Origin of the sequence: Acinetobacter sp. RG5 (genome assembly GCF_031844265.1) — a bacterium.
GTDB lineage: Bacteria > Pseudomonadota > Gammaproteobacteria > Pseudomonadales > Moraxellaceae > Acinetobacter.
This window is the reverse complement of the sequence record NZ_JAUZUV010000025.1, coordinates 1-24,184: the sequence shown is the minus strand read 5'-3', so window position 1 is coordinate 24,184 and position 24,184 is coordinate 1. Positions and strand designations below refer to the sequence as shown.

Genomic DNA, 24,184 nt, shown 5'->3' with positions numbered 1-24,184 from the left:
ACGCGATTGATTATCTCTAAAAAAAACCTGCATCGAATCTGCAGGTTTTTTTATTTAAACTGGAGGAATGGTTATTTACGTCCTGACTGCCGGATCTGGTGTTTCTATCGGCGGGCGATACCAGTGTAAAATTCCTCGGAATAAGAGCTGCATCTGCAACACGCTTTGCGCTTTAAAGTAATGAATTTTCCTTTCTATTTCAACACGCAGAATTGCCGAGGCGCCCCGACGCTCTACAACAAACAAATTCTAATCTAAGATTTACATAAATAGACTGATAAAGTTTAAAAGGAATAAATATTAATTTAAACAACATGGAAATTCTTGTTAATTTCAACAGAAATATGAACAATCTCTTCATGAATTGACAAAGCTTTACGAACTACCTCTGCTGTTAAGGAGTCATTAACTGTATTTAGGGATAAAATACATGAAAATTTACTTCTACCTACTTTCCAGACATGCAGATCAGTAATCGTAATTTGGTTATCTAATTCCTCTACAACTTCCTGAATCTCCTTTACTACAGGATGTTCCATCTCTGCATCAAGCAATGTTTTACCTGTTTCTCTAATCAATCCCCAAGACCATTGTGCTACAAGCACTGCACCTACGATCCCTAGAATTGCATCTAAAAAATCCCATCCAAAATACTTCCCTGCGAAAAGTGCAATAATCGCTAATACAGAAGTTACTGCATCTGCTACTACATGAAGAAAAGCGGCTTTCTGGTTTAAGTCATGGTCATCATGAGAGTGATGATGATGGTGGTGGTGACCATTTTCACGTAGTAACCAGGCACAAATAAAATTAACGATCAAGCCAACAATCGCAATTGAAATTGCCTCGTTGTAGTGAATATTCACAGGATTGAATAAACGTTCTATCGATTGAACACCCATGAATACAGCAACAACCATCAATAAAATGGCACTCGAATATCCAGCTAAGATTTCTATCTTCCATGTACCGAAACAGAATCTCTGATCACGAGCATATTTTCGAGCCATTTTATAGGCAAAATAAGCTAAGCCCAATGCCAACATATGAGAACTCATATGCCATCCATCAGCCAATAAAGCCATGGAATTAAAGAACCATCCTCCAAAAATTTCAAACACCATCATTACACCAGTGAGGATGGTTGCGATTAAAATTTTCTTTTGTGCTAAAGGATTTCCTTCGTCAAATTGATGCGAATGGTCACTTTTAACATTATTTAGATATTACATTTTATTGCACCACAATTAATACTCCCTCATAGTATATGTTCTTGAGGTTGAATAGTATGTCTCACTTAAATCAGAACAAAAAAATTTTAAATCGGATTAGACGAATTCAAGGTCAAACTAATGCCCTTGAACAGAATATTTTAAATTCTGAAAATTCTTGTATTGAGGTATTACAGCAAGTTGCAGCAATTAAAGGTGCGATAAATGGCTTAATGAATGAGTTAATAGAACTTCATCTTAGAGAACATGTACTCGGTGATACTGAGAAAATAAAGGAAAAAGAACTAAATGAATTTTTAGCTTTAGTTAAACGCTACTTATAACTTTAAAGCACAGTCTTTTAAATAAAAAACTGTGTGCGCACCTATTAATGACAGTGGTAATCACCAGTTTTACTGTTGGTATGACAACCCTGTGAGTTCGTTCCCCCAGAATGAGCATTCGCATAGGTAAATGACATGCCTATAAAGCATATTAATAAAATTCTTTTCATCTTAATCCCTCTCAAATAATTAGAATATCAACTGTATGATATTTAATAAAAGCCAACATGGCTTAGACTATTTCCAAATATATAAAGTAAAGCCAACAAAACTTTAAATGTATATAAAAAATGGTTAAATAATTGCAAGGGGGGCTTTAAAACGTTTTAATCGTAAAGCATTTCCTAGTACAAATATTGACGAGAGAGCCATTGCACCAGCAGCAAATACAGGAGAAAGTAGCAGTCCAAATTGCGGATAAAGTACACCTGCTGCAATAGGAATCAGAGCTGCATTGTAAACAAATGCCCAAAATAAATTTTCACGAATATTGGTTATAGTCGCTTTGCTTAAAGCGATAGCATTTGGCACTCCTTTCAGGTTGCCAGACATCAAAACCACATCAGCAGCTTCAATAGCTACGTCTGTACCTGTACCTATTGCTAAACCAATATCTGCTTCTGCAAGTGCAGGGGCATCATTAATGCCATCTCCAACATATGCGAGTTTACCATATTGATTTTTTAATTTTTTAACGGCCTCTATTTTACCTTCTGGTAAGACTTCTGCAATAACCTCATCAATACCTAGTTTTTTTGCAATCGCTTGAGCTGTATGACGGTTATCACCTGTAATCATGGCAACCTTTAAACCTAACTGATGTAACGCTTCAATTGCAGCAAATGTTGATTCTTTAATTGGATCTGCTACAGCAATAATGGCAGCAAGTTTCTGGTCAATCGCAACATAGAGAGGGGTTTTTCCTTCTTCTCCCAAACGATCCGAAAATTGAGAAAAAACAGTAGGATTCAAACCTAGTTTTTCCATATATCGATCTGCACCAATATGAACCAAATGCTCAGAAACCTTCGCTTCTATTCCGTAGCCGGTCACTGATTTAAAATCAGCAACAGGAGACAGGATTAATTCCTTATCTATAGCGGCTTGTACAATTGCTCGAGCAATAGGGTGCTCAGACTTTGATTCAACGGCTGCCATCAGTGAAAGTACGGTATTGTATTCAAAACCTTCTAAGACATGCAGATCGGTTAAAATTGGTTTCCCTTCAGTCAGAGTCCCTGTTTTATCAACTGCAACCACTTTAGTTTCTTTGAGCAGCTGTAAAGCTTCACCTTTACGAAATAAAACCCCCATTTCAGCACCCCGCCCAGTTCCCACCATGATTGATGTAGGCGTTGCAAGTCCCATCGCACAAGGACATGCAATAATGAGTACAGCAACCGCGTTCACTAAACTAAAAGTTAGGGCTGGTTCAGGGCCGAAGATAAACCACGTAAGAAAAGTTAAAAGAGAGAGACCCATTACTACAGGTACAAACCACATGGTAATTTTATCAACCAATGCCTGAATAGGCAGCTTGGAACCCTGTGCCTGTTCAACCATTCGGATGATTTGAGAAAGCACTGATGAACTACCAACAGAGGTGGCTTTGATATTTAAGCTGCCACTTTGGTTAATTGTTCCTCCTACCACAGTAGAGCCTATCGTTTTTTCAACGGGCATAGGCTCGCCAGTAATCATGGATTCATCAATAAAACTTTGGCCGTGAATAACTTCACCATCGACAGGGATACGCTCACCTGGTCTAATCTCTACAATCGTTCCTGTTTGAACTTCGGCAATCGGAACTTCTATCACCTGATTATTGAGCTGTATTCTGGCAACTTTAGGCTGCATTCCAACTAGATGTTGAATTGCTAAAGACGTTCGGCCTTTTGCCTTGGCTTCAAAAAATCTACCTAATAGAATTAAAGTGATAATAACCGCTGCAGCTTCATAATAAACATTGACCGTGCCTTGTGGCAGGACACTTGGAAAGAAAGTAGCAACCACTGAATAAAGATAAGCAGCCAATGTTCCTACAGCCACCAAGGAATTCATGTCTGGTGCTAAGCGGAATAAACTTGGGATGCCCTTTTTGAAGAAGCGTCGGCCTGGAAAAATTAATGCTACTGTGGTCAAGAAAAATTGCATTAACCAGCTATTTTGTTGGCCAATGTTATCCATCATAAACGTATGAAAGGCGGGAATCAGGTGTGATCCCATTTCTAAAATAAAAACGGGTAGAGTCAATAAGACTGACAAAATTAAATCTTTTTTAAGTTTTTCTAATTCAATATTTTTTTTATCTTGAAAGCTTTCCGTAGTTTGATGAACTGACTTTGCTTCAAACCCTGCTTTGGTGACAGCCTGAATTAACGAGTCACGAGTGACAGATGAGCTTGCCTGAATAGTCGCTTTTTCAGTAGCCAGATTTACATGTGCTGATTCCACACCCTCAACAGATTTTAAGGCTTTTTCTACTCGACCTACACAAGAAGCACATGACATACCCTCAATCGTAAGCTCTATTGGTTGCAGCGCTTCCACTTCGTAGCCAGCCTTTTCTACAACTTTAATTAAACTAGAACGATCAAGGGGACGATGCGAATAAATGACTGCTTTTTCGGTAGCCAGATTTACATGAGCCGATTCAACACCCTTAAGAGATTTTAAGGCTTTTTCCACACGGCCTACACAAGAAGCACATGTCATCCCCTCAATCTCTAATGTTTCACTGTAGTGTGGCGTATCAGTCATTTCGGTACTCATATACGATCTCTATCATTTAGATATGCTGAGTTCTATATGCGAAGATCAGCTCGAACCAAGATTATGGGGAATTCAGGGGCTACTTTTATTGCAAGCAAGTACAGATTTTATCTGTACGATGAGGAAAATAAGAGAGAGTAAAAGTGGTAAGGAATTCCCACTGTTACTCTAACAGAGATTAAGCAGGATCAGCTGTAAATCCACGCTCACTGAGAGTGGCAATGACTTTATCCTGACTCACTGTTGTGTTGATTTCAACGATACGGTTTTGTAAATCAATATCGAGTGAAGCATTCGAGTCGAGCTCTTTAATTGCGGTAGTAATGCCGCGTGCACAACCACCACAAGTCATATTAGCGATGTGAAATTTCATATGTTGCTCCTTTTTAACAAAACATTTGTTTAAAACATTAGAACAGTAACTCTAAACTTTCACCATACAACCAGCCTTTTTCTGAATCAGTTACTCGCTGTAACTTGGTCTGTTTACAACCTTACAGTTTTCTTCAGAGTATTCCAAAGAAGAGTGTTCTAATGACTACAGTAAAAGTACTTAACCAACATTAATGTGACTTTAAAATGACATTTTTGTCATCTACGATCACTCTGAAATTTATAAGATTAGTTATTTCAATCAATGGTAGTGAACTGAATAGATGAGACCGTTATGGGTTGAAGATAAGCTAAAAACCGGTGACTACCTTTATGTATAATGCCTCATGATGCGATTTTACTGTTCTGATTGTCGTAAGTTGACAGTCCAGTAGAAACTTTATTGCTCAGCTACAAAAGATAAATGCAGTAATGTTAAATTTCCTCAATTCCCTTATTTTGAAATTCTCTTATTCAATACCCACGACAGTGGTTATATAGCCTGTTGTTAATAGAATTGATAGACCTAATAACATCTCAAATAAAATGGCATGACTAAGGTGTTTAGCGAATTTAGGATGTTGAAGACGCGGGGTGAAATACCATTTGTTGAAGGCAGCTAAAAGTAGAATACTTATAACAAAAAACATTTTAACCATGAAACCATAGCCATATGCAGTATTGATTAAGGTATTAAAATCTTTAATTAAAAGAAGAGCTACACTAGCGCCACAGGCGATTAATATCCCAACAATGAAAGCAGCAATACGTCCAAATACATGCATGCGATCTTTTAAAGGTAAACCACTTATTTCCCGGCTGGTTTTCCATAACGGATATAAAGACCCCATCCATAACGACATAACTAGAATATGGATTGATAATAAAATTTGAGCAAGTAAGGTTAAATTAGCGACATGTCCGAGCTGGGAAAAACTAAAAATAATCGGGATAAGTAAAATACAAAATATTGAACTTTCAATTATAGAAAACTGACCTTTGTTCCTGTTAACTTTAACCACCATGAGAAGAAGTAAAAGAGCAAAACTAATAGAACGAAGAACGTATATATACCCCGTCGGAGTATTAACCAATATATTAATATACGTGGGGTCCACCATCCCTGTAATACCAGTATTGGCAAAACTACCAATCAGAATAAAAAATCCCAAGGTACTGGAAATTAGGCCTAATCCAGCGCCAATTGTAATATATTTAAGAATCGATTCTTTTAGTTCAAGATATTGTCTAAGTAAAAAATAGCAAAAGGCTCCACCAACGACAAAAGCTACACTTAAATATAAAATAACCTTAGTTAACCAAGTGGCCCACATCCAATATTCAGAAATCATTATTTTTGTCCATTCTAGAACAACATGCCAGCACCTCACTGACATGTTGAAAGGTAATCAATTCTTATTTAGTTGATTTGATAGTGAAACTATATTCACCATTCATGTTGTGACCATCTTTCCCCATTGTTGTCCAGACAACGGTATATTTACCTTTTTTCAGTTTCGGAAGAGCGACATCAAAGGATTTCTTTAAGTCATGAGTAACTTTATATTTTAAAGGAACATCTCTTCGCTGAGCATCCAGTAACTTAATATTCATCAACATAACCTCTGCACCAAAGTTAAGGGTCAAGTTCTTTGGTTGACTAAGGATAGATGCATTTTCCGCAGGAATCGCACTCACTAAACTCACATGAGCGAACGTAGTTGTAGTAGCCACAATCATCGTTGCAGCTACTACAACATTACGTAGAGCAGTCATTTTATTTTGAAATAATTTCATTTACGTTTCCTCTTGATTCGTTAGTTCATTAGAGATGACTTTATAAAATCTATATTTAATGAGACCACATCATCTCCTCTTATATTTCAATTATTAGTGAGAGACAGAAACAGAGCGATGACTTCAAAATTACATTTTTGTCATTTTTAAAATTTAAAATCTTTAACTATTAAAATAATCTTATTGAAAAATAATGATCATTTAACAAACAAATTATGTAGGTGGTTGATTTATGAAATGTAGTAATCATTTTGTCTAAGAAAATAGTAGCTATTTAATTTTTTATATTTTAGTTTAAATATAAACATGTTATGTTTAATTTGATCTAATATAAATTTATGGGCTAAGCACATGACTCAAACACGTCCAAGAATGACCAAATTATTTGAACAGCTTGGTTTAGCTTCTACTGAAGAAGCAATTGCAAAATTCATAGAGAGCCATCAGCTATCTGGAGATGTTTTTTTAACACAAGCAATTTTTTGGACTGATGCTCAACGTCATTTTTTAGAAGAAAAACTACACTCTGATGGTGAATGGACGACAGTGATTGATCAATTAAATGAGTCTTTACATGAAAATTCAGTAAAATAATTTTCCGTTAGTATTAAGGATCTACATTCTTCCCTGCATTGAATACAACTCATTCATACAGTAGTACTGTTTTGGAGATGGAATCTCTATTATATAAGTAGTAGATTCCTTACTCTGAAATTTGGATTATAAACCCTAATATTAAAAATAATCTTCTTTACCTTCTATCTAATAAATATACCAATAAGTTTAATAATTAAATTATCCACCCTTTTTTCTATAAAAAACTATTTTGATCAACTGTATTTTTTCTTTAAAGGAATAACAGTGTAAATTACATTAAGAATGTGTCTCTAACTAGCCTTGGAGTCATCTAATCATTTCATTTTTATTTTTTTAAGCACATAAAATCATAACAACTTTAATAGTTTTAAAAGATTAATATTAAATAAAATTTTTGTCATCTCAGCATAGACTATATATTTCGAGAAGATCTCAAAATTACATTTTTGTCATTTTTAAAAATAATTAATTAATAGTGCTAAAATTTTTAAGAGAGACAGAGAATAACCAAAAATTTCATCAGTTTAGTAGTCAAATTCCTAGACTCTGTTCAGTACTAAAACATAGCTTTTACTTCCAAATTATTTAAAGGAAAAAATTATGATGAAATTCAAAAACATTTTTTTGGGCTTATGTATCGCAGCCGCGTCATTGAATACATTTGCACAGCAATCCGATGAACACAAAGATCACCACCCTGAAAAAACAGCACCATCTGCAGTAACAATTAAGCAAACAGTTACCAGCACCACTGCTACAGATAAAATGGCTGCAATGGATCAACACATGAAGGCGATGCAAGCCATGCATGAGAAGATGATGGCTGCAAAAACCCCACAAGAACGTCAGAAACTTATGGCTGAGCACATGAAACTCATGCAAGGAGGTATGAGTATGATGAAACAGATGGGCAGCCAAAGCATGAATGCAAATATGGCTGACCGTCAGCAGATAATGGAAAAACGTATGGACATGATGCAATCCATGATGCAGATGATGATGGACTGTATGCCTCCCTCCACAACTAAATAATTACCCATGAATTAGAGAGGGAAGCACCATGAACCATCAACCTCAAGAACATAATTCAGTACCTAACTTTTGGTCTACACGTTATGCCATCGGCCTATTCGTGATTGGTGGTGTGGCAGCCTATTTTCTCTTAACCGAGCATTTGGCCCATGTCGTTGGTGTTTTACCCTTTTTACTCCTTTTAGCATGCCCACTCATGCATATTTTTATGCATGGTGGTCATGGGCATAACCACTCGCAGCAAAAAAAATCCGATATATCTGATAACAAAAAATAGCTCTTATCAGGAGATCCATCATGAATCATGCGGAATCGGCCTATGGTTTATGGACGCTGGTTATCATTAACTCAGCAGTTTTTATCATGTTCGCTTTCAGTTTTTTTAGACCTTCCACTGCGCGCGATTGGCGTACATTTGGGGCCTTTTCGGCTTTTATCATTGCTCTATTTGTCGAAATGTATGGTTTTCCTTTAACCATTTACCTGTTATCTGGTTGGCTTCAAACTCGCTTCCCTCAACTTGACTTACTTTCTCATAATGCAGGTCACTTGTGGTCAACGCTATTAGGTGAAAAAGGTGATCCACATTTTGGCATTTTGCATATCGCCAGTTACGTTTTCTTGGGCTATGGATTTTACCTGTTATCAACGTCATGGCACGTGCTGTACAACGCACAACGTCATCACCAATTGGCAGTAACCGAACCCTATGCGCGCATACGTCACCCCCAATACGTGGCTTTTATCTTGATCTTGCTGGGGTTTTTATTGCAATGGCCAACTTTACTGACACTGATTATGTTTCCAATCTTACTCTTAATGTACAGCCGCTTGGCAATTAAGGAAGAGGCTGAAATGAGTAAACAGTTTGGCGCTGTCTATGACAGCTATGCTCAACAGACTCCGAGATTTATTCCAAAATTCGGCCATAAAACCACTTTACCATAAGAGAATTATTTATGTCAGATCAAAAAAATCATAACCAGGACCATATGGCACAGGCTACAACAGACGTACTGAAAGACCCAGTCTGTGGTATGACCGTCACTGAAGAATCGAAATACCATGAGGAATTTAAGGGGAAAACTTACTTTTTTTGCAGTGATAAATGTCAATCAAAGTTTCATAGCAGCCCGGTGCAATATATCGCTAAACCCGCAACGACGACTGCCGATGCACATACACAGCATCATCAGACTACTCAATCCGTTAATGAGACAAGCACAACAGGCACGATCATCTATACGTGCCCAATGCATCCAGAAATTAAACAAGATCATCCTGGAAACTGTCCTAAATGCGGAATGACACTGGAGCCACTCATTCCTGAATTAGAGGAAGATGAGAATCCGGAGTTACGTGATTTCCGCCGACGCTTCTGGTGGACACTGCCATTGACCATCATCGTGACTTTTTTGGCGATGTTTGGTCATCAAATGAACCTGTTCGACATGGCAGTTCAGAGCTGGATTGAACTGGTGTTGTCACTCCCGATTGTACTGTGGGCAGGTTGGCCATTTTTTTCCCGTGGTTGGCAATCGGTTGTGAATCGCAGCCCAAACATGTGGACCCTGATCGGTCTAGGTACAGGGGCTGCTTTTATTTACAGTGTGGTTGCGACCATTGCACCACAAATCTTTCCAGACTCATTTATCTCCATGGGTCGTGTCGCTGTTTACTTTGAAGCTTCAGCGGTCATCATTTCTTTGACCCTACTGGGGCAAATACTGGAATTAAAAGCACGTTCGCAAACTTCTGCTGCAATTAAGTCACTCCTTGGGCTCGCTCCTAAAACAGCTCGCCGAATCCTGCCTGATGGAACTGAAGAAGATGTTCCTCTAACGCATGTCCATGTAGGAGATTTACTCAGAATTCGCCCAGGTGAAAAAGTGCCTGTGGATGGTGTAATCACTGAAGGAAGTAGTTCAGTGGATGAATCGATGCTGACAGGTGAACCTTTACCGATCACTAAACGCATCGGTGATAAAGTCATTGGTGCTACCCTGAATACCAATGGTTCCCTAATCATGCGTTCAGAGAAAATTGGTTCAAGTACCATGTTATCCCAGATCGTACAGATGGTGGCGCAAGCTCAACGATCGAGAGCACCAATGCAACGCATGGCTGATCAGGTTGCAGGTTGGTTTGTCATGGCTGTAGTAGCCATTGCCTTGCTTACCTTCTTTGGATGGGGACTGTTCGGCCCAGAAGAGTCGAGCTGGGTTTATGCATTAATCAATGCTGTGGCAGTACTCATTATTGCCTGTCCTTGTGCACTAGGCTTGGCAACTCCAATGTCTATCATGGTTGCAACGGGTCAAGGTGCTACTCATGGTGTGTTGTTCCGCGATGCAGCAGCCATTGAGAATCTACGCAAGATTGACACACTAATCATCGATAAAACAGGTACGTTAACTGAAGGACGCCCTGTATTCGATCGTGTGGTTGCCGCATCAGGTTTCGATGAATCTGAAGTATTACGTTTAGCCGCCAGTCTTGATCAAGGCAGTGAACACCCGCTAGCCGAAGCGATTGTAAACGCAGCACACGAACGTGGCCTGCCTCTTGAAACACCAGATAATTTTGAATCAGGCTCAGGGATTGGTGTTCGAGGTCAAGTGGGCGATCGTCAGTTAGCTTTGGGCAACACAGCACTGATGGAGCAATTAGGTATCTCGGTACAATCTCTGATTCCGCAAGCCGAAGAGCTGCGTTCAGAAGGTGCAAGTGTGATGCATCTAGCCATCAATGGTGAATTGGCCGGCCTGCTTGCAGTATCCGATCCCATCAAAAAAAGTACCCCTGAAGCACTTGCCACCCTGAAGGAAGCTGGACTACGTATCGTGATGGCAACAGGAGATGGTCTCACCACTGCCCGTTCAGTCGCATCACGTCTGGGTATTGATGAGGTACATGGTGAAGTTAAACCCGCAGATAAACTCGAACTTGTCAGCAAATTGCAGAAGCAAGGTCGCATCGTGGCAATGGCCGGCGATGGAATCAATGATGCACCAGCACTAGCCAAGGCTGATGTCGGTATCGCTATGGGGACCGGAACTGATGTCGCAATGAATAGTGCTCAAGTTACCTTGGTCAAGGGAGATTTACGCGGTATCGCGGTTGCCCGTTCACTTTCGGAAGCTACTGTTGGCAACATGAAACAGAACCTCATGTTTGCTTTCCTTTATAATGCCTTGGGTATCCCAATAGCAGCTGGCGTACTCTACCCATTTACCGGTTGGTTGTTGTCACCCATGATTGCGGCCTTGGCTATGAGTTTGAGTTCAGCTTCAGTCATCACCAATGCCCTTCGCCTGCGACATAAAAAGCTATGATAGAGAGTCTTTTTCTTCCACCAGATGTATCAGGCCTGATTGCAGCACTTGCCATCGGCCTGCTCATTGGTTTAGAACGAGGATGGAATGATCGTGAACTGCCAGAAGGCAGCCGAGTAGCAGGCCTACGTACCTTCACATTGACAGGATTACTCGGAGGAGTGCTCGGTCATTTACAGCCAAACTTTGGGCCTTGGCCACTAGTCGCAGCCGTATTAGGGCTTTCCCTTTTACTTACGGTATCCTACGCGCGTACCGCAAGACTTTCCGGTAATCTAAGCGCTACCACGACGATCGCGATGCTGTTGACATTAGTTCTAGGTGCATATGCATCCCATGGTAATGTTACTTTAGCATTAACAGCGGCTGTCATCGTGGCTGTATTTTTGGATCTCAAGCCAACCTTACATGGTTGGTTACGCTTGATCGAACATCGTGAATTAACCGCATCCCTGCAGTTACTGGTACTTTCTGTCGTTATATTACCTTACTTACCCAATACGGGTATGGGACCTTTTGCTGCATTAAATCCTTACCAGTTATGGTGGGCAGTGATCCTGATTGCCGGACTCTCTCTGGCAGGTCATTTTGCCATGCGGCTCACCGGTTCAGAAAGAGGCATACTCTGGACAGGTCTATTGGGTGGTTTGGCATCTTCTACAGCTGCAACTGTCGCACTGGCACGCTATACACGCCAGCACCCCGTCATGGTCAGTGCTGCTATTTCTGGAACATTGGCTGCCTGTGGCATCATGTTTTTTCGTATGGTTGTGCTGATAGGCGTCATTGAGCCAGCATTGCTAAGCACTTTTGGTGGTGCAATGATGATTGCGGGAATCCTTCTGCTGGGTATGGCATTGTGGAGACAACGCCAAATTACCAGCGCTGAAAACAACGATCGAACAATAGAAGCAATGGCTCCTTTTGATCTTGGGACAGCATTCAGCTTCGCTGCTTTCCTGGCTGTCATGGCAGTCTTGGTCCCGGCAGCAAAACAATGGTTGGGCACCAGCGGCATCTTCGTATTATCGACTATTTCTGGGCTAGCAGACGTAGATGCTATTTTAGTCTCACTTGCCCGCCTGCATAGTACTGAAGGCTTAACAACAAATGTGGCTGCTGTCGCGCTAGGGCTGGCCACACTGAGCAACATGTTAAGCAAAGCGACAATTGCATGGATGACAGGGGGGGCACAGTTTGGCCGAGCTATCATATTTGGCTACACAATTGCCATGATAGGTGCTGGCGTAGCTCTGGCTCTCAGTTTGAGCTTTATGTAAGGTCAACTCGGGTAAATGGAAGATGTTCAAAAAATGAGTTAAAATGATTCCCCTTGCATGGATTCACTTTGAAAAACAATGGTAAAAATGATTCGACCATTGAGGGATTCAGCCTGGATGGTCGCCCCAAGCATATCAAGAATAGATTTTGTTATCGCGAGCCCTAAGCCGGTTCCTTCTTCTGTTCTTTGTCTAGATGCATCTGTTCGATAAAATCGATCAAATAACCTGGATAGTTGTTCAGGAGAGATTTCAGGGCCTTCATTTTCAATTGAAAATATTGTGTTATCTAAATTCTGTTGAAGTTTTATGCGTATTGTAGAATTCTTATTTCCATATTTAACTGCATTAGATAATAGATTGCTGAGTGCTCGACGTAACATAGCAGGATCACCTTTGACATTTCCAGATCCTGTTTGTTGAAGCGTCATATTTTTTTCGGCAGCTAGCGCATCATAGAAATCAAATAAGGCTGTAACTTCTTTAACCAGGTCAATATTCTGTAAGTTCTGTAATTTTAGGCCATGTTCTGCTTTTGCCAAGAAAAGCATATCGGATACCATTCGAGCCAAACGTTCTAATTCTTCTAAATTAGAAAATAGTACTTCTTGATAGGTACTGGTATCTCGTTTACGGGCAAGACATACTTGAGTTTGAGTCATTAAGTTATTAATCGGTGTTCTAATTTCATGCGCTAAATCAGATGAAAAATCGGAAAGCCTTTCTAAAGCTGATTCTAGTCTGTCGAGCATATCATTGAAGGCAATTGCTAATGATTTTAGTTCTGTTGGTGTGTGCTCAACTTCTAAACGTTCTGAAAGATGTTGGGCAGAAATGCCTTCTGCGACCTTAGCCATTTTTTGCACGGGTCTTAAACCTCTCCAGGTTGCAAACCAGCCTAAAAACATTAAACAAATCGTACCGGCTAAACCAATGTAAAAAAGTTGACGCTTAAAATCATTTAAAAAATGTAGATGTTCAGATGTATCGATCCCCACAATAATGCGTACAGATTGTATTTCAGTATTTTTGTTTATATCCATGTTGTAGATCATGCCACGATAGGTCTTATTCTTAATTTTCCATTTAATCCAAGGGTTATTTGCTGACTTGATTAACTGTTGAGTATTAATGATTGAAGATGCTGAACTAAATAAAATCTGACCTGCCGGTCGTTCTATTTGGACCATAAGATCATGGTGTCCAACTAAAGCATCTTTCAAATATAGATCAAGTTCTGGAGAATTTTTAGGATGCTGTTGGAGAAGATTCTGAATAAGCTGGATTTTACCTTCTAATTGGGTACGATCTTGCGTTTCAAAATGATGCATCACTAATTTATGGATGAAAAACCCCATCATAATGAGAATGCATATAGTCGATAATGAGAAAATAATACCAATACGAAAACTGATAGATTTGAATAATTTATTATTCATCTTCTACCTCTAATACATACCCCATTCCTCGAATATTCTGAATTAACTTAGGGGTAAAATTACTATCTACTTTATTTCTTAATCGTTTAATAGCGACTTCAACTACATTTGTATCACTATCAAAGTTCATATCCCAAATTTGAGATGCAATAAGTGCTCTTGGTAGAATTTCACCTCTTCTACGCATAAAAAGCTCCATAAGCGCAAATTCTTTAGCCGTCAGATCAATGCGTTGACCTGCTCGTGTTACCCGACGTTTTCTCAAATCAAGTTCTAAATCAGCAATCTTAATAATATTATTATCTTCTCTTTGTTGCCCTCGTCTAAGGAGCGTTTTTATTCGAGCTAGAAGCTCTGCAAAAGCAAAAGGCTTAACTAAATAATCATCAGCGCCTAGCTCTAATCCTTTTACTCGATCTTCGATTTGATCTCGGGCGGTAAGAAAAAGAATGGGCATTGTTTTACCGCTGCTACGAATATCATTGATAATATTCCAACCATTTAGTCCAGGTAACATCACGTCTAAAATAATTAAGTCATACTCTTCAGAAAGAGCTTGATGTTTACCCGTTAACCCATCTGTAACCCAGTCCGTAATATAGCCAGCTTCGGATAAACCTTGCTTGAGATAATCACCAGTTTTTTGTTCATCTTCAACTAATAGTATTCTCATCTCAGAATCCTAAGTTATTCATTAAAACTATAATAACGTTATAAAACATCTGATCGAGATAGATTACAAAAATGTCATTTTCAAGTCACTTAGATGTTCAGTGCTTCACTTTAGTGTAGTAGCAAGAAATTAACTTTTAGAGAAACTTATGAAAACTGTAGTGCGTCGTAGTCTAACAATTTTAATGTGTGCTGGAACTTTAATTGCTGGTACTCAATCTTGGGCAAAAGATGTATCAACCTCAAGTGCCACTAAAACGGTAAAAGCACAGGAACCTTGTACAAAACCTTGTAAAATGGAAAAAGATGACAAGACTCAGCAAGATCATAGTCAACATCAGTCTCCTAACTCATCTGACATGTCAAAAATGGATCATTCTATGATGAATATGGACCATTCTAAAATGGATCATTCAAAGATGAATATGCCTGGTAGCAATAAATAATTTTATAAATAGCGAGAAAGAAGTATTAAAGTTTATACTAAATATTTGCTTTATTACTTCAACCTTGACCTTTCTAAAGGTGAGATAGAATGTCAAAAAAGTTAAGTCATATACTCTTAATTGGAGTTGGTTTATTTTCATCAACTTGGGTAATGGCGGCAGTTAAAGAATATGATTTAACAATCGCTGAACAAACTGTAAATATCACAGGAAAACCAGTTGAGAGAATTACTGTAAATGGTAAATTCGTTGCACCACTTCTTGAATTTGAAGAAGGTGATGAGGCCGTTATCCGTGTTCACAATAAGTTAAAAAATCAGGACTCTTCAATCCATTGGCATGGCTTATTATTACCTGGAATTATGGATGGTGTACCTGGATTTAACAAATTTAATGGCATTGCCCCTAATAAAACTTATGAATATAAGTTTAAAGTCCGCCAAAATGGTACTTATTGGTATCATTCACATAGTAAAGGACAAGAACAAGACGGTTTATATGGTGCTTTTGTTATTTATCCTAAAGATAAAACTCCACTAACAGCTGCTGAAAAAACCGATAAAGATTACGTTGTTTTGCTTTCTGATTTTCATAATTCGACAAGTGATCAAATTATGAAAAATATTAAAAAAGAAGCAGATTACTATCAGAACCGCCGCGAAACAGTATTCGATGTATTAAAACAAGTTAAACGTGATGGGCTAAAAGCGACTTGGCAAGACCGTTCTATGTGGAATCAGATGCGAATGCTGAAAACAGATATGTCCGATGTGACTGGTTATACATTTTTAATGAATGGCAAAACACCTCAGCAAAACTGGACCGGTAACTTCAAAGCTGGTGAAAAAGTTCGCCTTCGTTTTATTAATGCTTCCGCTATGTCATTCTTTGATGTACGCATTCCAAACCTAAAAATGACTGTAGTCAGTGCTGATGGTCAACCTGTAAAGCCGGTTCCTGTAGATGAGTTCCGTATTGGTACTGCTGAAACCTATGATGTCATTGTGGAACCAAAACAAGCACATTACCAAATTGAAGCTGAATCTATTGATCGTACCGGTTTTTCAGTGGGAACATTACATGAAGAAAGCAGCCCAGCGGTCAAACAAATTGAGATGCCTAAGCCTCGTCCTCGTTCTTTATTGACTATGGAAGATATGGGAATGAATCATGATATGTCATCTATGAAAGATATGAATCACGATATGTCTTCTATGAAAGGTATGGATCATGATATGTCTTCTATGAAAGGCATGAATCACGATATGTCTTCTATGAAAGGTATGGATCATGATATGTCTTCTATGAAAGATATGAATCATGATATGTCTTCTATGAAAGGCATGAATCACGATATGTCTTCTATGAAAGGTATGGATCATGATATGTCTTCTATGAAAGGTATGGATCATGATATGCCGATGAATAGCGCTACTGTTAAGGCGGCTTCAGACAAGAATGATAATACCGTATTTGGATGGGCAAATGCTTCAACACCTGAAGGTAATAAAGCATTGCAATATAGTGATTTGCAATCGTTAGATCCTCAAAAAGACACTCGTGCAGCTGAACGTGAAATAGAGATCCGTCTTGGTGGAAACATGGAGCGTTATATTTGGACAATAAATGGTAAAAAATTTAATGAAGCCGACCCACTAGTGGTGAAGTATGGTGAACGTATTCGCTTAAAATTTGTCAATGACAGTATGATGGCTCACCCAATGCACTTACATGGCATGTTTATGCAGCTTGAGAATGGTCAGGATCCAAGCAATATGCCAAACAAACATACGGTAATTGTTCCACCTGGGAAAACGATAACCACTCTACTCACAGCTGATGAGTTAGGTGAGTGGGCTATTCATTGTCACCTGCTTTACCATATGAGTGCAGGAATGATGAATAAACTCATTGTAGCTCAAGTGGAAGATGGTAATTCTACAAAGACTGTTCCTCAGTCCCAAGTAAATGAGAAGGGAGTAAATCCACATGCAAATCACTAAGAATTTCTTCTCAAAAACAGTCTTATCAATTGCATTAATAAGTATATCAAACTTAACTTTTGCTAATAGCAGCACTTCGGAACAAGAAAGTAATATTACAAATGGTATGAGAGTCTTATTACAGGAGTCTGGTGGCTTAAGATATAGCCCCCAAGAATTGTATCCAGAATATTATTCAATGGAAAATGCAAATGGGGGAGATAATATTATTTTGACTGCAAGAAAGACATCAGACGGATCTCACGATGATCATCTTAAAGAACATGGCGGACAAATTTATCAAGTAACAAGACTTGAAAATGCATGGATGGTTGATGAAGACGGTAAGGGCAACCTAGGAACAAAGCTTGAAACTTTGATTGGAACAGATGAAAATCGTCTATTTATTGAAGCCAATTCGGAAAAGTCAGAAAGTAATGATCCAATATATGCTGTATCAGCACTTTATAGCCGTAACGTAGCCCCATTTTGGGATATACAAGCTGGTGTAAGATATAGCGAAGATAAAAATAGCAGCAACAGTGATCGAGTTGATGGTGTTATTGGTGTATTAGGATTAGCTCCTTATTTCTTTGAAACACAAGCATATCTTTATGGCGGTGAGAATAATTTTTGGGGAGCAAGTTTTGAATTAGAACGTGATTTGCTTTTAACTCAGAAACTTATTACTCAACCTTATATCGAAGCAGATGTAATATTTAGCGATGATTCTAACTATGCTGCAAAATCAGGTTTATCAGAACTAAAAACTGGTATCAAAACCCGATATGAGATTACTAAGCGAATTAAACCTTTCATTGATGTTGCTTACCAATATGAAAAAGGACAGAAAGCCACTTCTATGCAAGAGGCAACAGAGTCTGAAAAGGGATGGAAATATGGTGCAGGCATCGAATTAGTTTTTTAAAATAGTATGATTTGGATTCATGAATGGTAGCTTCGGCTACTATTCATGAATTATTACTATTTATTTTCGAATCTGTAAAACTAAAAAAGCTTAATTTTTGGTCTATTTTTATGCAGTGGTTAAAAACATGCTTATCGCTGTTTTTATCGTTTGCTATTCTTTTAGTAGGATCGGCTGCTACTACTTCGTCTGTACATCATCGGTGTTTAATGCCATCTGAATAGATGCATGTGGCATAGCCGTCTTCATCGATTTGAATCCTAAAGTGGCCCTAATGATCCGCTTTAGCTTGCCATGATTACATTCGATCACGTTATTTTTATACTTAACCTGCCTGTGCTCAAGATCTGGTGGACATTTTCTTTCCCATTTTAACCGTGACAAAGCACCTCCATATGTGTGCTTTATCTGTATCTATCACTTGTGGGGCCTTCCTTTGCCAGAAGATGCGGATACTGAGCATCCAAAAGTAAAAGAACTGCATGAGCTTCTTGCATGGTCTGAAGGTATGGTCTGGTGTTCACCTGAACGTCATGGTTCTATGAGTTCCATTTTTAAATCACAAATAGACTGGATTCCACTTGCAGGAGGAGCAATCCGTGCTACCCAAGGTAAAACCCTTGCCTTGATGCAAGTCAGTGGTGGATCACAGTCATTTAACAGCCTGAACCAGATGCGTATTTTGGGGCGGTGGATGCGGATGATCACCATTCCAAATCAGTCTTCAATTCCGAAAGCTTTCTTGGAATTTGAAGAAGATGGACGAATGAAGCCTTCAGCTTTCTATGACCGGATTGTGGATGTCATGGAAGAGTTATTTAAGTTCACTCTACTGACTCGTGGTCAAAGCAAATACCTGACTGATCGTTATTCTGAACGCAAGGAATCGGCTGAAGAGTTGTCCAAGCGTGTAAATCAGCGCAGTTTATAAATGCTGGATGGTATTAAATACTGCGCCTCATTGCCAGGTCAGTAACACTTTTATGCTGTACCGATGAAGTGCTGTTAAAGGTACAATGAATATTGTAAAAACCCAGTCTTCATGATTGGGTTTTTACATTAAAGAAGTCAGAGATAAATAAGGAAAAGGTGAAGGCTTTGAACCAGAAACGGCACTGTTGCAAATAGGCTGACATGATAAGCTAAATATCTTATTTATTTCGAGATACAGCAGATGAATCCCTTCCACGGTCGGCACTTTCAAGGTGAAATCATTCTTTGGGCTGTTCGTTGGTATTGTAAATATGGCATCAGCTATCGTGAACTTCAGGAAATGCTCGCTGAACGTGGAGTGAATGTTGACCACACCACAATTTATCGCTGGGTTCAGCGTTATGCTCCAGAAATGGAAAAACGTTTACGCTGGTATTGGCGTAATCCTACAGATCGACATTTATGGCATCTGGATGAAACTTACGTAAAAGTGAATGGCAAATGGGCATATCTATACCGTGCAGTTGACCAACGTGGCGATACCATTGATTTTTATCTTTCTTCTAGACGTAATACCAAATCAGCATATTGTTTTCTTGGAAAAATTTTAAATAATGTGAAGAAGTGGCAAATTCCACAAGTGATCAACACGGATAAAGCACCCACATATGGACGTGCTTTATCACGGTTAAAACGGGAAGGTAAATGTCCACCAGACCTTGAGCACAGGCAGATTAAGTATAAAAATAACGTGATTGAATGTGATCATGGCAAGCTAAAGCGGATCATCAGGGCCACATTAGGATTCAAATCTATGAAGACGGCTTATGCCACAATTAAAGGTATTGAAGTCATGCGTGCACTACGTAAAGGACAAGCTTCATTATTTTATAACGGTAATATTCTAGGAGAAGTTTGGCTAGTAAATAGAGTTTTCGGTCTCTAAGCTTTTTTGAAGGGAAAATCATCGACTCAGATCCCTATTTGCAACAGTGCCGTTGTTAGTGGTTTGACCCACTAACAACTAACACGTTGGCTATTCATTGAGTAAATCCTAAACTCAACTAATTCTTTTATTTATCAGACAACCATTTTTCGACATTCGACGGCACATTCACGGCAAGCATCAGCACATTGCTGGCAGTGTTGATGCTCATGTTGGCTACATTCATCTGCACAGTATTCACAAGCCTTGGCACAAAGCTCACAAATTTCTTTCATAAAAGGAGATTCTTTTTGCTGCATACGAGCACAGAGCTGACAAATATCTGCACAATCTAGACAACGCTGAATACATTCTCGCATCATCTCCAGATTTTCTTCTTTTAGACAGGCATTTGCACAACTGGCACAGGTAAGGTAACAGCTCATACATGCCTTTGCGCAATCTGAAAATTGGATATCGTTCATCATACTTACCTAAAGTCACTTGATTTAGGAATAAGCTAATCAAAAAAAAAGATATACACTAGGACGATTAGGTAAGGGAAAGTAAAATAGTCATAGATTTTGTTAAATGGTTTTAGATGCTGGCTTTGAGTGATTTAGCTGCTCATGTATTCAGGCACTGTTGCAAATAGGCTGACATGATAAGCTAAATATCTTATTTATTTCGAGATACAGCAGATGAATCCCTTCCATGGTCGGCACTTTCAAGGTGAAATCATTCTTTGGGCTGTTCGTTGGTATTGTAAATATGGCATCAGCTATCGTGAACTTCAAGAAATGCTCGCTGAACGGGGTGTGAATGTTGACCACACCACAATTTATCGTTGGGTTCAGCGTTATGCTCCAGAAATGGAAAAACGCTTACGCTGGTATTGGCGTAATCCTACAGATTTACATTCATGGCATATGGATGAGACTTATATCAAAGTGAAGGGGCGATGGACTTACCTGTATCGTGCAGTTGATCAACGTGGTCATACGATTGACTTTTACCTTTCCGCTAGACGGAACAGTAAATCAGCCTATTGTTTTTTAGGAAAAATCTTCAATACGGTGAAAAAATGGCAAATTCCACGGGTCATCAATACAGATAAAGCAGCGACCTATGGCCATGCTTTATCACGGTTAAAGCGAGAAGGAAAATGTCCAGTAGATATTGAGCACAGGCAGATTAAGTATAAAAATAATGTCATTGAATGTGATCATGGTAAGTTAAAGCGGATCATCAGGGCCACATTAGGATTCAAATCTATGAAGACGGCTTATGCCATAATCAAAGGTATTGAAGTCATGCGTGCACTACGTAAAGGACAAGCATCGTCATTTTATTATGGTCAGCCTCAAGGTGAAGTGTTTCTAATCAACAGGGTTTTCGGTCTCTAAGCACTTTTAAAAAGGAACTTCATCGACTCAAATCTCTATTTGCAACAGTGCCCTTCATCGACTCAAATCTCTATTTGCAACAGTGCCCCCTTAGCAATGGCAGCTATAGTTCAGTTCATTGGGAATAGAAATGAACAAGCAGAAAAAGTGGCTGAAAGCCTAAACTTATTTCCTGTACCTGCCACAGCCCTAGTTTTGTTTATCGTCCTAGCATCAGTTATGCCTCAAATTGGGCTTGCAAAAAGTGCAGCTCTTCAAGCTTTACCAATTTATATTTCTTTTGCCATTATTGCTCCATTCGTGGGTTGGATAATTGCTCGTATTTTTCGATTAGAATCTGGCTCTGCTAGTGCTGTGTCCTTTTCAGCATCATATAGAAATTCATTTGTTATTCTTCCATTAGCTTTTGCAATTCCGGGAAGTATGCCCATAATTCCTGCTGTAATCTTGACTCAGACTATCGTTGAACTATGCTTTTTACCAATCTATATTCGTCTGATACCTCGACTATTCAAAACCTAGAGATTTAAACATTTAAGTAGTTGTTATAGTTAGATAAAAGTATTCAGAAGCCCACGCTTACATCGAGTAATTTAATAAAGGGGGGGGGGAGCTAGCTCCCCCCCTCTTTTATTCATTTGCTAATTAAAACTTACTCGCAACTTGATATGTGATGAATGAAAAGATGTAGGCTAATGCAAACAAATAAGTTGCCATAATGATGGGCTGTTTCCAGCTGCCAGTTTCTCGTCTAATTGTTGCTAACGTAGCAAGACAATGGGGAGCAAAAATAAACCATACCAATAATGATAAACCTGTGGCTAACCCCCATCCATCCGGGCCTGAAATTTGACTTAACAGACTTTGAGTTACTGTATCTTCATCACCTGACATCGCATAAATCACCCCAAGAGCAGCAATTACAACTTCCCTTGCTGCCATAGCAGGAATGAGTGCAATACATATTTCCCATGTAAACCCAATAGGCGCAAATATAGGATGAATTAAATGTCCTAACTGACCAGCTAAACTATAGTTAATGGCCGGCGTGCTTGCATTATCTGGTGGTTGAGGGAACGTGACTAGCACCCATAACAAGATAGACAGTGCGACGATAATGCCACCAACTCGTTTTAAGAAAATAGTTGCCCTATCATATAAGCCTAATGCAATATTTCTAATATCTGGAATTCGGTATGTGGGAAGTTCAAAAATAAAAATACTTTCAGTTTTATCTTTTCGAACCAATTTCAGAAACACTGAAACTAATAACGCTGAGACTATTCCCGACATATAAAGACCAAAAAGGACTAATCCTTGCAGACTTAACCAGCCGTAGATTAATTGGTTCGGAATAAATGCCGCGATCAATAAAGCATATACTGGCAATCTTGCTGAACAGGTCATCAAGGGTGCAATCATAATTGTTGCTAATCGGTCCCGTTCAGAGCTGATACTTCTGGTTGCCATAATTCCGGGAATCGCACAAGCAAAACTGGATAGCAGAGGAATAAATGAACGGCCGCTAAGCCCGGCTTTAGACATTAATTTATCTAAAAGAAATGCTGCTCGGGGTAAATAGCCTGACTCTTCAAGCATTAAAATGAAGAAGAATAAAATCAAAATCTGAGGCATATATGCAAGCACGCTACCTGCACCAGCAATTACCCCATCCACAACCAAGCTTTTTAATAGAGGATGTTGGATTAGTGGTCCAATAAAATCACTGAGCCATGCGACAAAATTTTCAATGAATTCAATAAAAGGCGTTGCCCATATAAATACCGCCTGGAACATCACAAACATGGTTAAAGTTAAGATTACTAAACCCAATACAGGATGTAGAAAAATTTTATCTAGAAATGCGGTTCTTTTATCACCACTGTCATTATTTAAAATAACTTGTTTGGTGATTTGTTTGACCTGTTCAAAATGACTTAATTCAGAATGATAAGGAGTAATAAAAAGATTTTTTTGATCTAATTGATTAATTAAATCTTGAATTCCTTTTGTTTTAACTGCGACAGCTTCAACTACAGGGATACCTAACAGTTGAGACAGTTTATCCTTATTAATGGAAATACCACGCTTTTTGACCTCATCCATCATATTTAATACAAGAATCATAGGGCGATTTAGAGCACGAACTTCGAGAACCAAGCTCAAATGTAAGCTTAAATTTGTGGCATCTACAACGCATATAAAAATATCGGGTAGAATTTCACCTTTTAGCTCGCCCAAACAAACTGCCCTGGTGACTTCTTCATCTAAACTACTAGGTTTTAAACTGTAAGTTCCGGGTAAGTCCAATACTCGTATTGCATCACCAGAAGGTAATTTAAAAGAACCTTCTTTTCTTTCTACGGTAACCCCAGCATAGTTGGCAACTTTTTGTCGCGTACCAGTAAGCGTATTAAATAAAGAGGTTTTTCCGCAATTTGGATTACCGACTAATGCAATGTTCTTAATCTTCATTGGATACTAACTCTACAAAAATTCTTTCAGCTTCATTCTTTCTTAATGCGAATCTTGAAGTTTCAATTTGAACTAAAACAGGATCTCCGCCAAAAACACCTTTAGCGAGTACTTGTAGAGTTTCACCCTCTCTAAAACCTAATAGTTGGAGCCGTTCCAATACGGGATCAGTGGTATGACTGTATTGATTACCTTTTTTGAGATCTCTAATTTTGACGATCTGATTTTGTTTAACTTG

General features: G+C 38.8%; 24 protein-coding genes and 4 pseudogenes. 15 read left to right on the top strand and 13 right to left on the bottom strand.

Going from position 1 to position 24,184, the window contains the following annotated elements:
- Nucleotides 1–75 precede the first annotated feature (75 nt).
- Nucleotides 76–177 (bottom strand): annotated as a pseudogene (locus Q9R21_RS14855) (TetR family transcriptional regulator); the annotation flags it as partial.
- A 128-nt stretch (nt 178–305) separates the two neighbouring features.
- Nucleotides 306–1,208: pseudogene (dmeF, locus tag Q9R21_RS14015) on the bottom strand (CDF family Co(II)/Ni(II) efflux transporter DmeF); the annotation flags it as partial.
- Between the two features lie 80 nt (nt 1,209–1,288).
- On the opposite strand from dmeF, the gene Q9R21_RS14010 reads away from it, so the two are divergent.
- Nucleotides 1,289–1,555, top strand: a complete 267-nt coding sequence (locus Q9R21_RS14010; RefSeq protein ID WP_005006352.1) for a metal/formaldehyde-sensitive transcriptional repressor — start codon at nt 1,289–1,291, stop codon at nt 1,553–1,555.
- A gap of 44 nt (nt 1,556–1,599) precedes the next feature.
- Here Q9R21_RS14010 and Q9R21_RS14005 read toward each other — a convergent pair whose 3' ends face one another.
- The 5 genes from Q9R21_RS14005 to Q9R21_RS13985 form a co-directional block, all read right to left on the bottom strand.
- Nucleotides 1,600–1,692 carry a YHYH domain-containing protein gene (locus Q9R21_RS14005; protein WP_151809984.1) on the bottom strand — a complete coding sequence of 31 codons (93 nt, stop codon included), beginning with the start codon at nt 1,690–1,692 and terminating at the stop codon, nt 1,600–1,602.
- A gap of 157 nt (nt 1,693–1,849) precedes the next feature.
- The gene (locus tag Q9R21_RS14000) at nt 1,850–4,327 is read right to left on the bottom strand and encodes a heavy metal translocating P-type ATPase (RefSeq protein WP_125279506.1); all 2,478 of its coding nucleotides are present in this window, start codon (nt 4,325–4,327) and stop codon (nt 1,850–1,852) included.
- A 178-nt stretch (nt 4,328–4,505) separates the two neighbouring features.
- On the bottom strand, nt 4,506–4,700 hold the full coding sequence (locus tag Q9R21_RS13995; protein ID WP_004733233.1) for a heavy-metal-associated domain-containing protein: 195 nt from the start codon (nt 4,698–4,700) through the stop codon (nt 4,506–4,508).
- Nucleotides 4,701–5,169: 469 nt separating this feature from the next.
- The gene (locus tag Q9R21_RS13990; protein WP_005220177.1) at nt 5,170–6,051 is read right to left on the bottom strand and encodes a copper resistance D family protein; all 882 of its coding nucleotides are present in this window, start codon (nt 6,049–6,051) and stop codon (nt 5,170–5,172) included.
- A 64-nt stretch (nt 6,052–6,115) separates the two neighbouring features.
- Nucleotides 6,116–6,496, bottom strand: a complete 381-nt coding sequence (locus tag Q9R21_RS13985; protein ID WP_004681441.1) for a copper resistance protein CopC — start codon at nt 6,494–6,496, stop codon at nt 6,116–6,118.
- A gap of 351 nt (nt 6,497–6,847) precedes the next feature.
- Here Q9R21_RS13985 and Q9R21_RS13980 point away from each other — a divergent pair, with 351 nt between their 5' ends.
- The 6 genes from Q9R21_RS13980 (at nt 6,848) to Q9R21_RS13955 (ending at nt 12,740) form a co-directional block, all read left to right on the top strand.
- A complete protein-coding gene (locus Q9R21_RS13980) occupies nt 6,848–7,090 on the top strand; it encodes a DUF2789 family protein (RefSeq protein WP_311204714.1) in 243 nt (80 codons plus the stop codon).
- A 603-nt stretch (nt 7,091–7,693) separates the two neighbouring features.
- The gene (locus Q9R21_RS13975; RefSeq protein WP_311204713.1) at nt 7,694–8,125 is read left to right on the top strand and encodes a hypothetical protein; all 432 of its coding nucleotides are present in this window, start codon (nt 7,694–7,696) and stop codon (nt 8,123–8,125) included.
- A gap of 28 nt (nt 8,126–8,153) precedes the next feature.
- The gene (locus Q9R21_RS13970) at nt 8,154–8,402 is read left to right on the top strand and encodes a DUF2933 domain-containing protein (protein ID WP_004663998.1); all 249 of its coding nucleotides are present in this window, start codon (nt 8,154–8,156) and stop codon (nt 8,400–8,402) included.
- Nucleotides 8,403–8,422: 20 nt separating this feature from the next.
- Nucleotides 8,423–9,073 carry an isoprenylcysteine carboxylmethyltransferase family protein gene (locus Q9R21_RS13965; protein ID WP_005220176.1) on the top strand — a complete coding sequence of 217 codons (651 nt, stop codon included), beginning with the start codon at nt 8,423–8,425 and terminating at the stop codon, nt 9,071–9,073.
- An 11-nt stretch (nt 9,074–9,084) separates the two neighbouring features.
- On the top strand, nt 9,085–11,460 hold the full coding sequence (locus tag Q9R21_RS13960) for a heavy metal translocating P-type ATPase (protein WP_005220175.1): 2,376 nt from the start codon (nt 9,085–9,087) through the stop codon (nt 11,458–11,460).
- A complete protein-coding gene (locus tag Q9R21_RS13955) occupies nt 11,457–12,740 on the top strand; it encodes an MgtC/SapB family protein (RefSeq protein WP_005220173.1) in 1,284 nt (427 codons plus the stop codon). Before Q9R21_RS13960 ends, Q9R21_RS13955 begins: the two co-directional genes overlap by 4 nt.
- Nucleotides 12,741–12,778: 38 nt before the next feature.
- Here Q9R21_RS13955 and Q9R21_RS13950 read toward each other — a convergent pair whose 3' ends face one another.
- Together Q9R21_RS13950 and Q9R21_RS13945 are read right to left on the bottom strand one after the other, a co-directional pair.
- Nucleotides 12,779–14,179: a heavy metal sensor histidine kinase gene (locus Q9R21_RS13950; protein ID WP_005220172.1), complete on the bottom strand. Its 1,401-nt coding sequence runs from the start codon at nt 14,177–14,179 to the stop codon at nt 12,779–12,781.
- On the bottom strand, nt 14,172–14,852 hold the full coding sequence (locus Q9R21_RS13945) for a heavy metal response regulator transcription factor (RefSeq protein WP_004679347.1): 681 nt from the start codon (nt 14,850–14,852) through the stop codon (nt 14,172–14,174). The genes Q9R21_RS13950 and Q9R21_RS13945 overlap by 8 nt, the downstream gene beginning before the upstream one ends.
- A gap of 148 nt (nt 14,853–15,000) precedes the next feature.
- Here Q9R21_RS13945 and Q9R21_RS13940 point away from each other — a divergent pair, with 148 nt between their 5' ends.
- From Q9R21_RS13940 to Q9R21_RS13925, 4 genes and pseudogenes are all read left to right on the top strand, one after another.
- The gene (locus tag Q9R21_RS13940) at nt 15,001–15,297 is read left to right on the top strand and encodes a hypothetical protein (protein ID WP_005006338.1); all 297 of its coding nucleotides are present in this window, start codon (nt 15,001–15,003) and stop codon (nt 15,295–15,297) included.
- A gap of 89 nt (nt 15,298–15,386) precedes the next feature.
- On the top strand, nt 15,387–17,300 hold the full coding sequence (locus tag Q9R21_RS13935) for a copper resistance system multicopper oxidase (RefSeq protein WP_076755044.1): 1,914 nt from the start codon (nt 15,387–15,389) through the stop codon (nt 17,298–17,300).
- Nucleotides 17,287–18,207, top strand: a complete 921-nt coding sequence (locus Q9R21_RS13930) for a copper resistance protein B (protein ID WP_004812258.1) — start codon at nt 17,287–17,289, stop codon at nt 18,205–18,207. The genes Q9R21_RS13935 and Q9R21_RS13930 overlap by 14 nt, the downstream gene beginning before the upstream one ends.
- Before the next feature lie 23 nt (nt 18,208–18,230).
- A pseudogene (locus tag Q9R21_RS13925) lies at nt 18,231–18,428 on the top strand (hypothetical protein); the annotation flags it as partial.
- 16 nt (nt 18,429–18,444) lie between these two features.
- Here the strand turns inward: Q9R21_RS13925 and Q9R21_RS13920 are convergent.
- A pseudogene (locus tag Q9R21_RS13920) lies at nt 18,445–18,634 on the bottom strand (DDE-type integrase/transposase/recombinase); the annotation flags it as partial.
- Nucleotides 18,635–18,643: 9 nt separating this feature from the next.
- Here Q9R21_RS13920 and arsH point away from each other — a divergent pair.
- Nucleotides 18,644–19,138: an arsenical resistance protein ArsH gene (gene arsH / locus Q9R21_RS13915; RefSeq protein ID WP_010117055.1), complete on the top strand. Its 495-nt coding sequence runs from the start codon at nt 18,644–18,646 to the stop codon at nt 19,136–19,138.
- A 243-nt stretch (nt 19,139–19,381) separates the two neighbouring features.
- Nucleotides 19,382–20,086, top strand: a complete 705-nt coding sequence (locus Q9R21_RS13910; RefSeq protein WP_311204712.1) for an IS6 family transposase — start codon at nt 19,382–19,384, stop codon at nt 20,084–20,086.
- Between the two features lie 134 nt (nt 20,087–20,220).
- Here Q9R21_RS13910 and Q9R21_RS13905 read toward each other — a convergent pair whose 3' ends face one another.
- Nucleotides 20,221–20,550: a four-helix bundle copper-binding protein gene (locus tag Q9R21_RS13905; protein ID WP_311204711.1), complete on the bottom strand. Its 330-nt coding sequence runs from the start codon at nt 20,548–20,550 to the stop codon at nt 20,221–20,223.
- Between the two features lie 216 nt (nt 20,551–20,766).
- On the opposite strand from Q9R21_RS13905, the gene Q9R21_RS13900 reads away from it, so the two are divergent.
- Both Q9R21_RS13900 and Q9R21_RS13895 read left to right on the top strand, forming a co-directional pair.
- Nucleotides 20,767–21,471: an IS6-like element IS1008 family transposase gene (locus Q9R21_RS13900; protein ID WP_311204710.1), complete on the top strand. Its 705-nt coding sequence runs from the start codon at nt 20,767–20,769 to the stop codon at nt 21,469–21,471.
- Nucleotides 21,472–21,567: 96 nt separating this feature from the next.
- Nucleotides 21,568–21,993, top strand: a complete 426-nt coding sequence (locus Q9R21_RS13895; RefSeq protein ID WP_004897257.1) for a hypothetical protein — start codon at nt 21,568–21,570, stop codon at nt 21,991–21,993.
- 123 nt (nt 21,994–22,116) lie between these two features.
- Here the strand turns inward: Q9R21_RS13895 and Q9R21_RS13890 are convergent, their stop codons facing one another.
- Both Q9R21_RS13890 and Q9R21_RS13885 read right to left on the bottom strand, forming a co-directional pair.
- Complete coding sequence (locus Q9R21_RS13890; RefSeq protein WP_004812239.1) at nt 22,117–23,946, bottom strand: ferrous iron transporter B; 1,830 nt, start codon at nt 23,944–23,946, stop codon at nt 22,117–22,119.
- Nucleotides 23,936–24,184 (bottom strand): FeoA family protein (locus tag Q9R21_RS13885; protein WP_311204709.1); only part of this gene is annotated, 249 nt, incomplete at its 5' end. The genes Q9R21_RS13885 and Q9R21_RS13890, both read right to left, overlap by 11 nt.

Bases quoted from the DNA above. Each gene is read 5' to 3' on its own strand.
- Q9R21_RS14010 (WP_005006352.1), top strand. From the start codon at position 1,289: ATGTCTCACTTAAATCAGAACAAAAAAATTTTAAATCGGATTAGACGA.
- Q9R21_RS14005 (WP_151809984.1), bottom strand. From the start codon at position 1,692: ATGTCATTTACCTATGCGAATGCTCATTCTGGGGGAACGAACTCACAG.
- Q9R21_RS14000 (WP_125279506.1), bottom strand. From the start codon at position 4,327: ATGAGTACCGAAATGACTGATACGCCACACTACAGTGAAACATTAGAG.
- Q9R21_RS13995 (WP_004733233.1), bottom strand. From the start codon at position 4,700: ATGAAATTTCACATCGCTAATATGACTTGTGGTGGTTGTGCACGCGGC.
- Q9R21_RS13990 (WP_005220177.1), bottom strand. From the start codon at position 6,051: ATGATTTCTGAATATTGGATGTGGGCCACTTGGTTAACTAAGGTTATT.
- Q9R21_RS13985 (WP_004681441.1), bottom strand. From the start codon at position 6,496: ATGAAATTATTTCAAAATAAAATGACTGCTCTACGTAATGTTGTAGTA.
- Q9R21_RS13980 (WP_311204714.1), top strand. From the start codon at position 6,848: ATGACTCAAACACGTCCAAGAATGACCAAATTATTTGAACAGCTTGGT.
- Q9R21_RS13975 (WP_311204713.1), top strand. From the start codon at position 7,694: ATGATGAAATTCAAAAACATTTTTTTGGGCTTATGTATCGCAGCCGCG.
- Q9R21_RS13970 (WP_004663998.1), top strand. From the start codon at position 8,154: ATGAACCATCAACCTCAAGAACATAATTCAGTACCTAACTTTTGGTCT.
- Q9R21_RS13965 (WP_005220176.1), top strand. From the start codon at position 8,423: ATGAATCATGCGGAATCGGCCTATGGTTTATGGACGCTGGTTATCATT.
- Q9R21_RS13960 (WP_005220175.1), top strand. From the start codon at position 9,085: ATGTCAGATCAAAAAAATCATAACCAGGACCATATGGCACAGGCTACA.
- Q9R21_RS13955 (WP_005220173.1), top strand. From the start codon at position 11,457: ATGATAGAGAGTCTTTTTCTTCCACCAGATGTATCAGGCCTGATTGCA.
- Q9R21_RS13950 (WP_005220172.1), bottom strand. From the start codon at position 14,179: ATGAATAATAAATTATTCAAATCTATCAGTTTTCGTATTGGTATTATT.
- Q9R21_RS13945 (WP_004679347.1), bottom strand. From the start codon at position 14,852: ATGAGAATACTATTAGTTGAAGATGAACAAAAAACTGGTGATTATCTC.
- Q9R21_RS13940 (WP_005006338.1), top strand. From the start codon at position 15,001: ATGAAAACTGTAGTGCGTCGTAGTCTAACAATTTTAATGTGTGCTGGA.
- Q9R21_RS13935 (WP_076755044.1), top strand. From the start codon at position 15,387: ATGTCAAAAAAGTTAAGTCATATACTCTTAATTGGAGTTGGTTTATTT.
- Q9R21_RS13930 (WP_004812258.1), top strand. From the start codon at position 17,287: ATGCAAATCACTAAGAATTTCTTCTCAAAAACAGTCTTATCAATTGCA.
- Q9R21_RS13910 (WP_311204712.1), top strand. From the start codon at position 19,382: ATGAATCCCTTCCACGGTCGGCACTTTCAAGGTGAAATCATTCTTTGG.
- Q9R21_RS13905 (WP_311204711.1), bottom strand. From the start codon at position 20,550: ATGAACGATATCCAATTTTCAGATTGCGCAAAGGCATGTATGAGCTGT.
- Q9R21_RS13900 (WP_311204710.1), top strand. From the start codon at position 20,767: ATGAATCCCTTCCATGGTCGGCACTTTCAAGGTGAAATCATTCTTTGG.
- Q9R21_RS13895 (WP_004897257.1), top strand. From the start codon at position 21,568: ATGGCAGCTATAGTTCAGTTCATTGGGAATAGAAATGAACAAGCAGAA.
- Q9R21_RS13890 (WP_004812239.1), bottom strand. From the start codon at position 23,946: ATGAAGATTAAGAACATTGCATTAGTCGGTAATCCAAATTGCGGAAAA.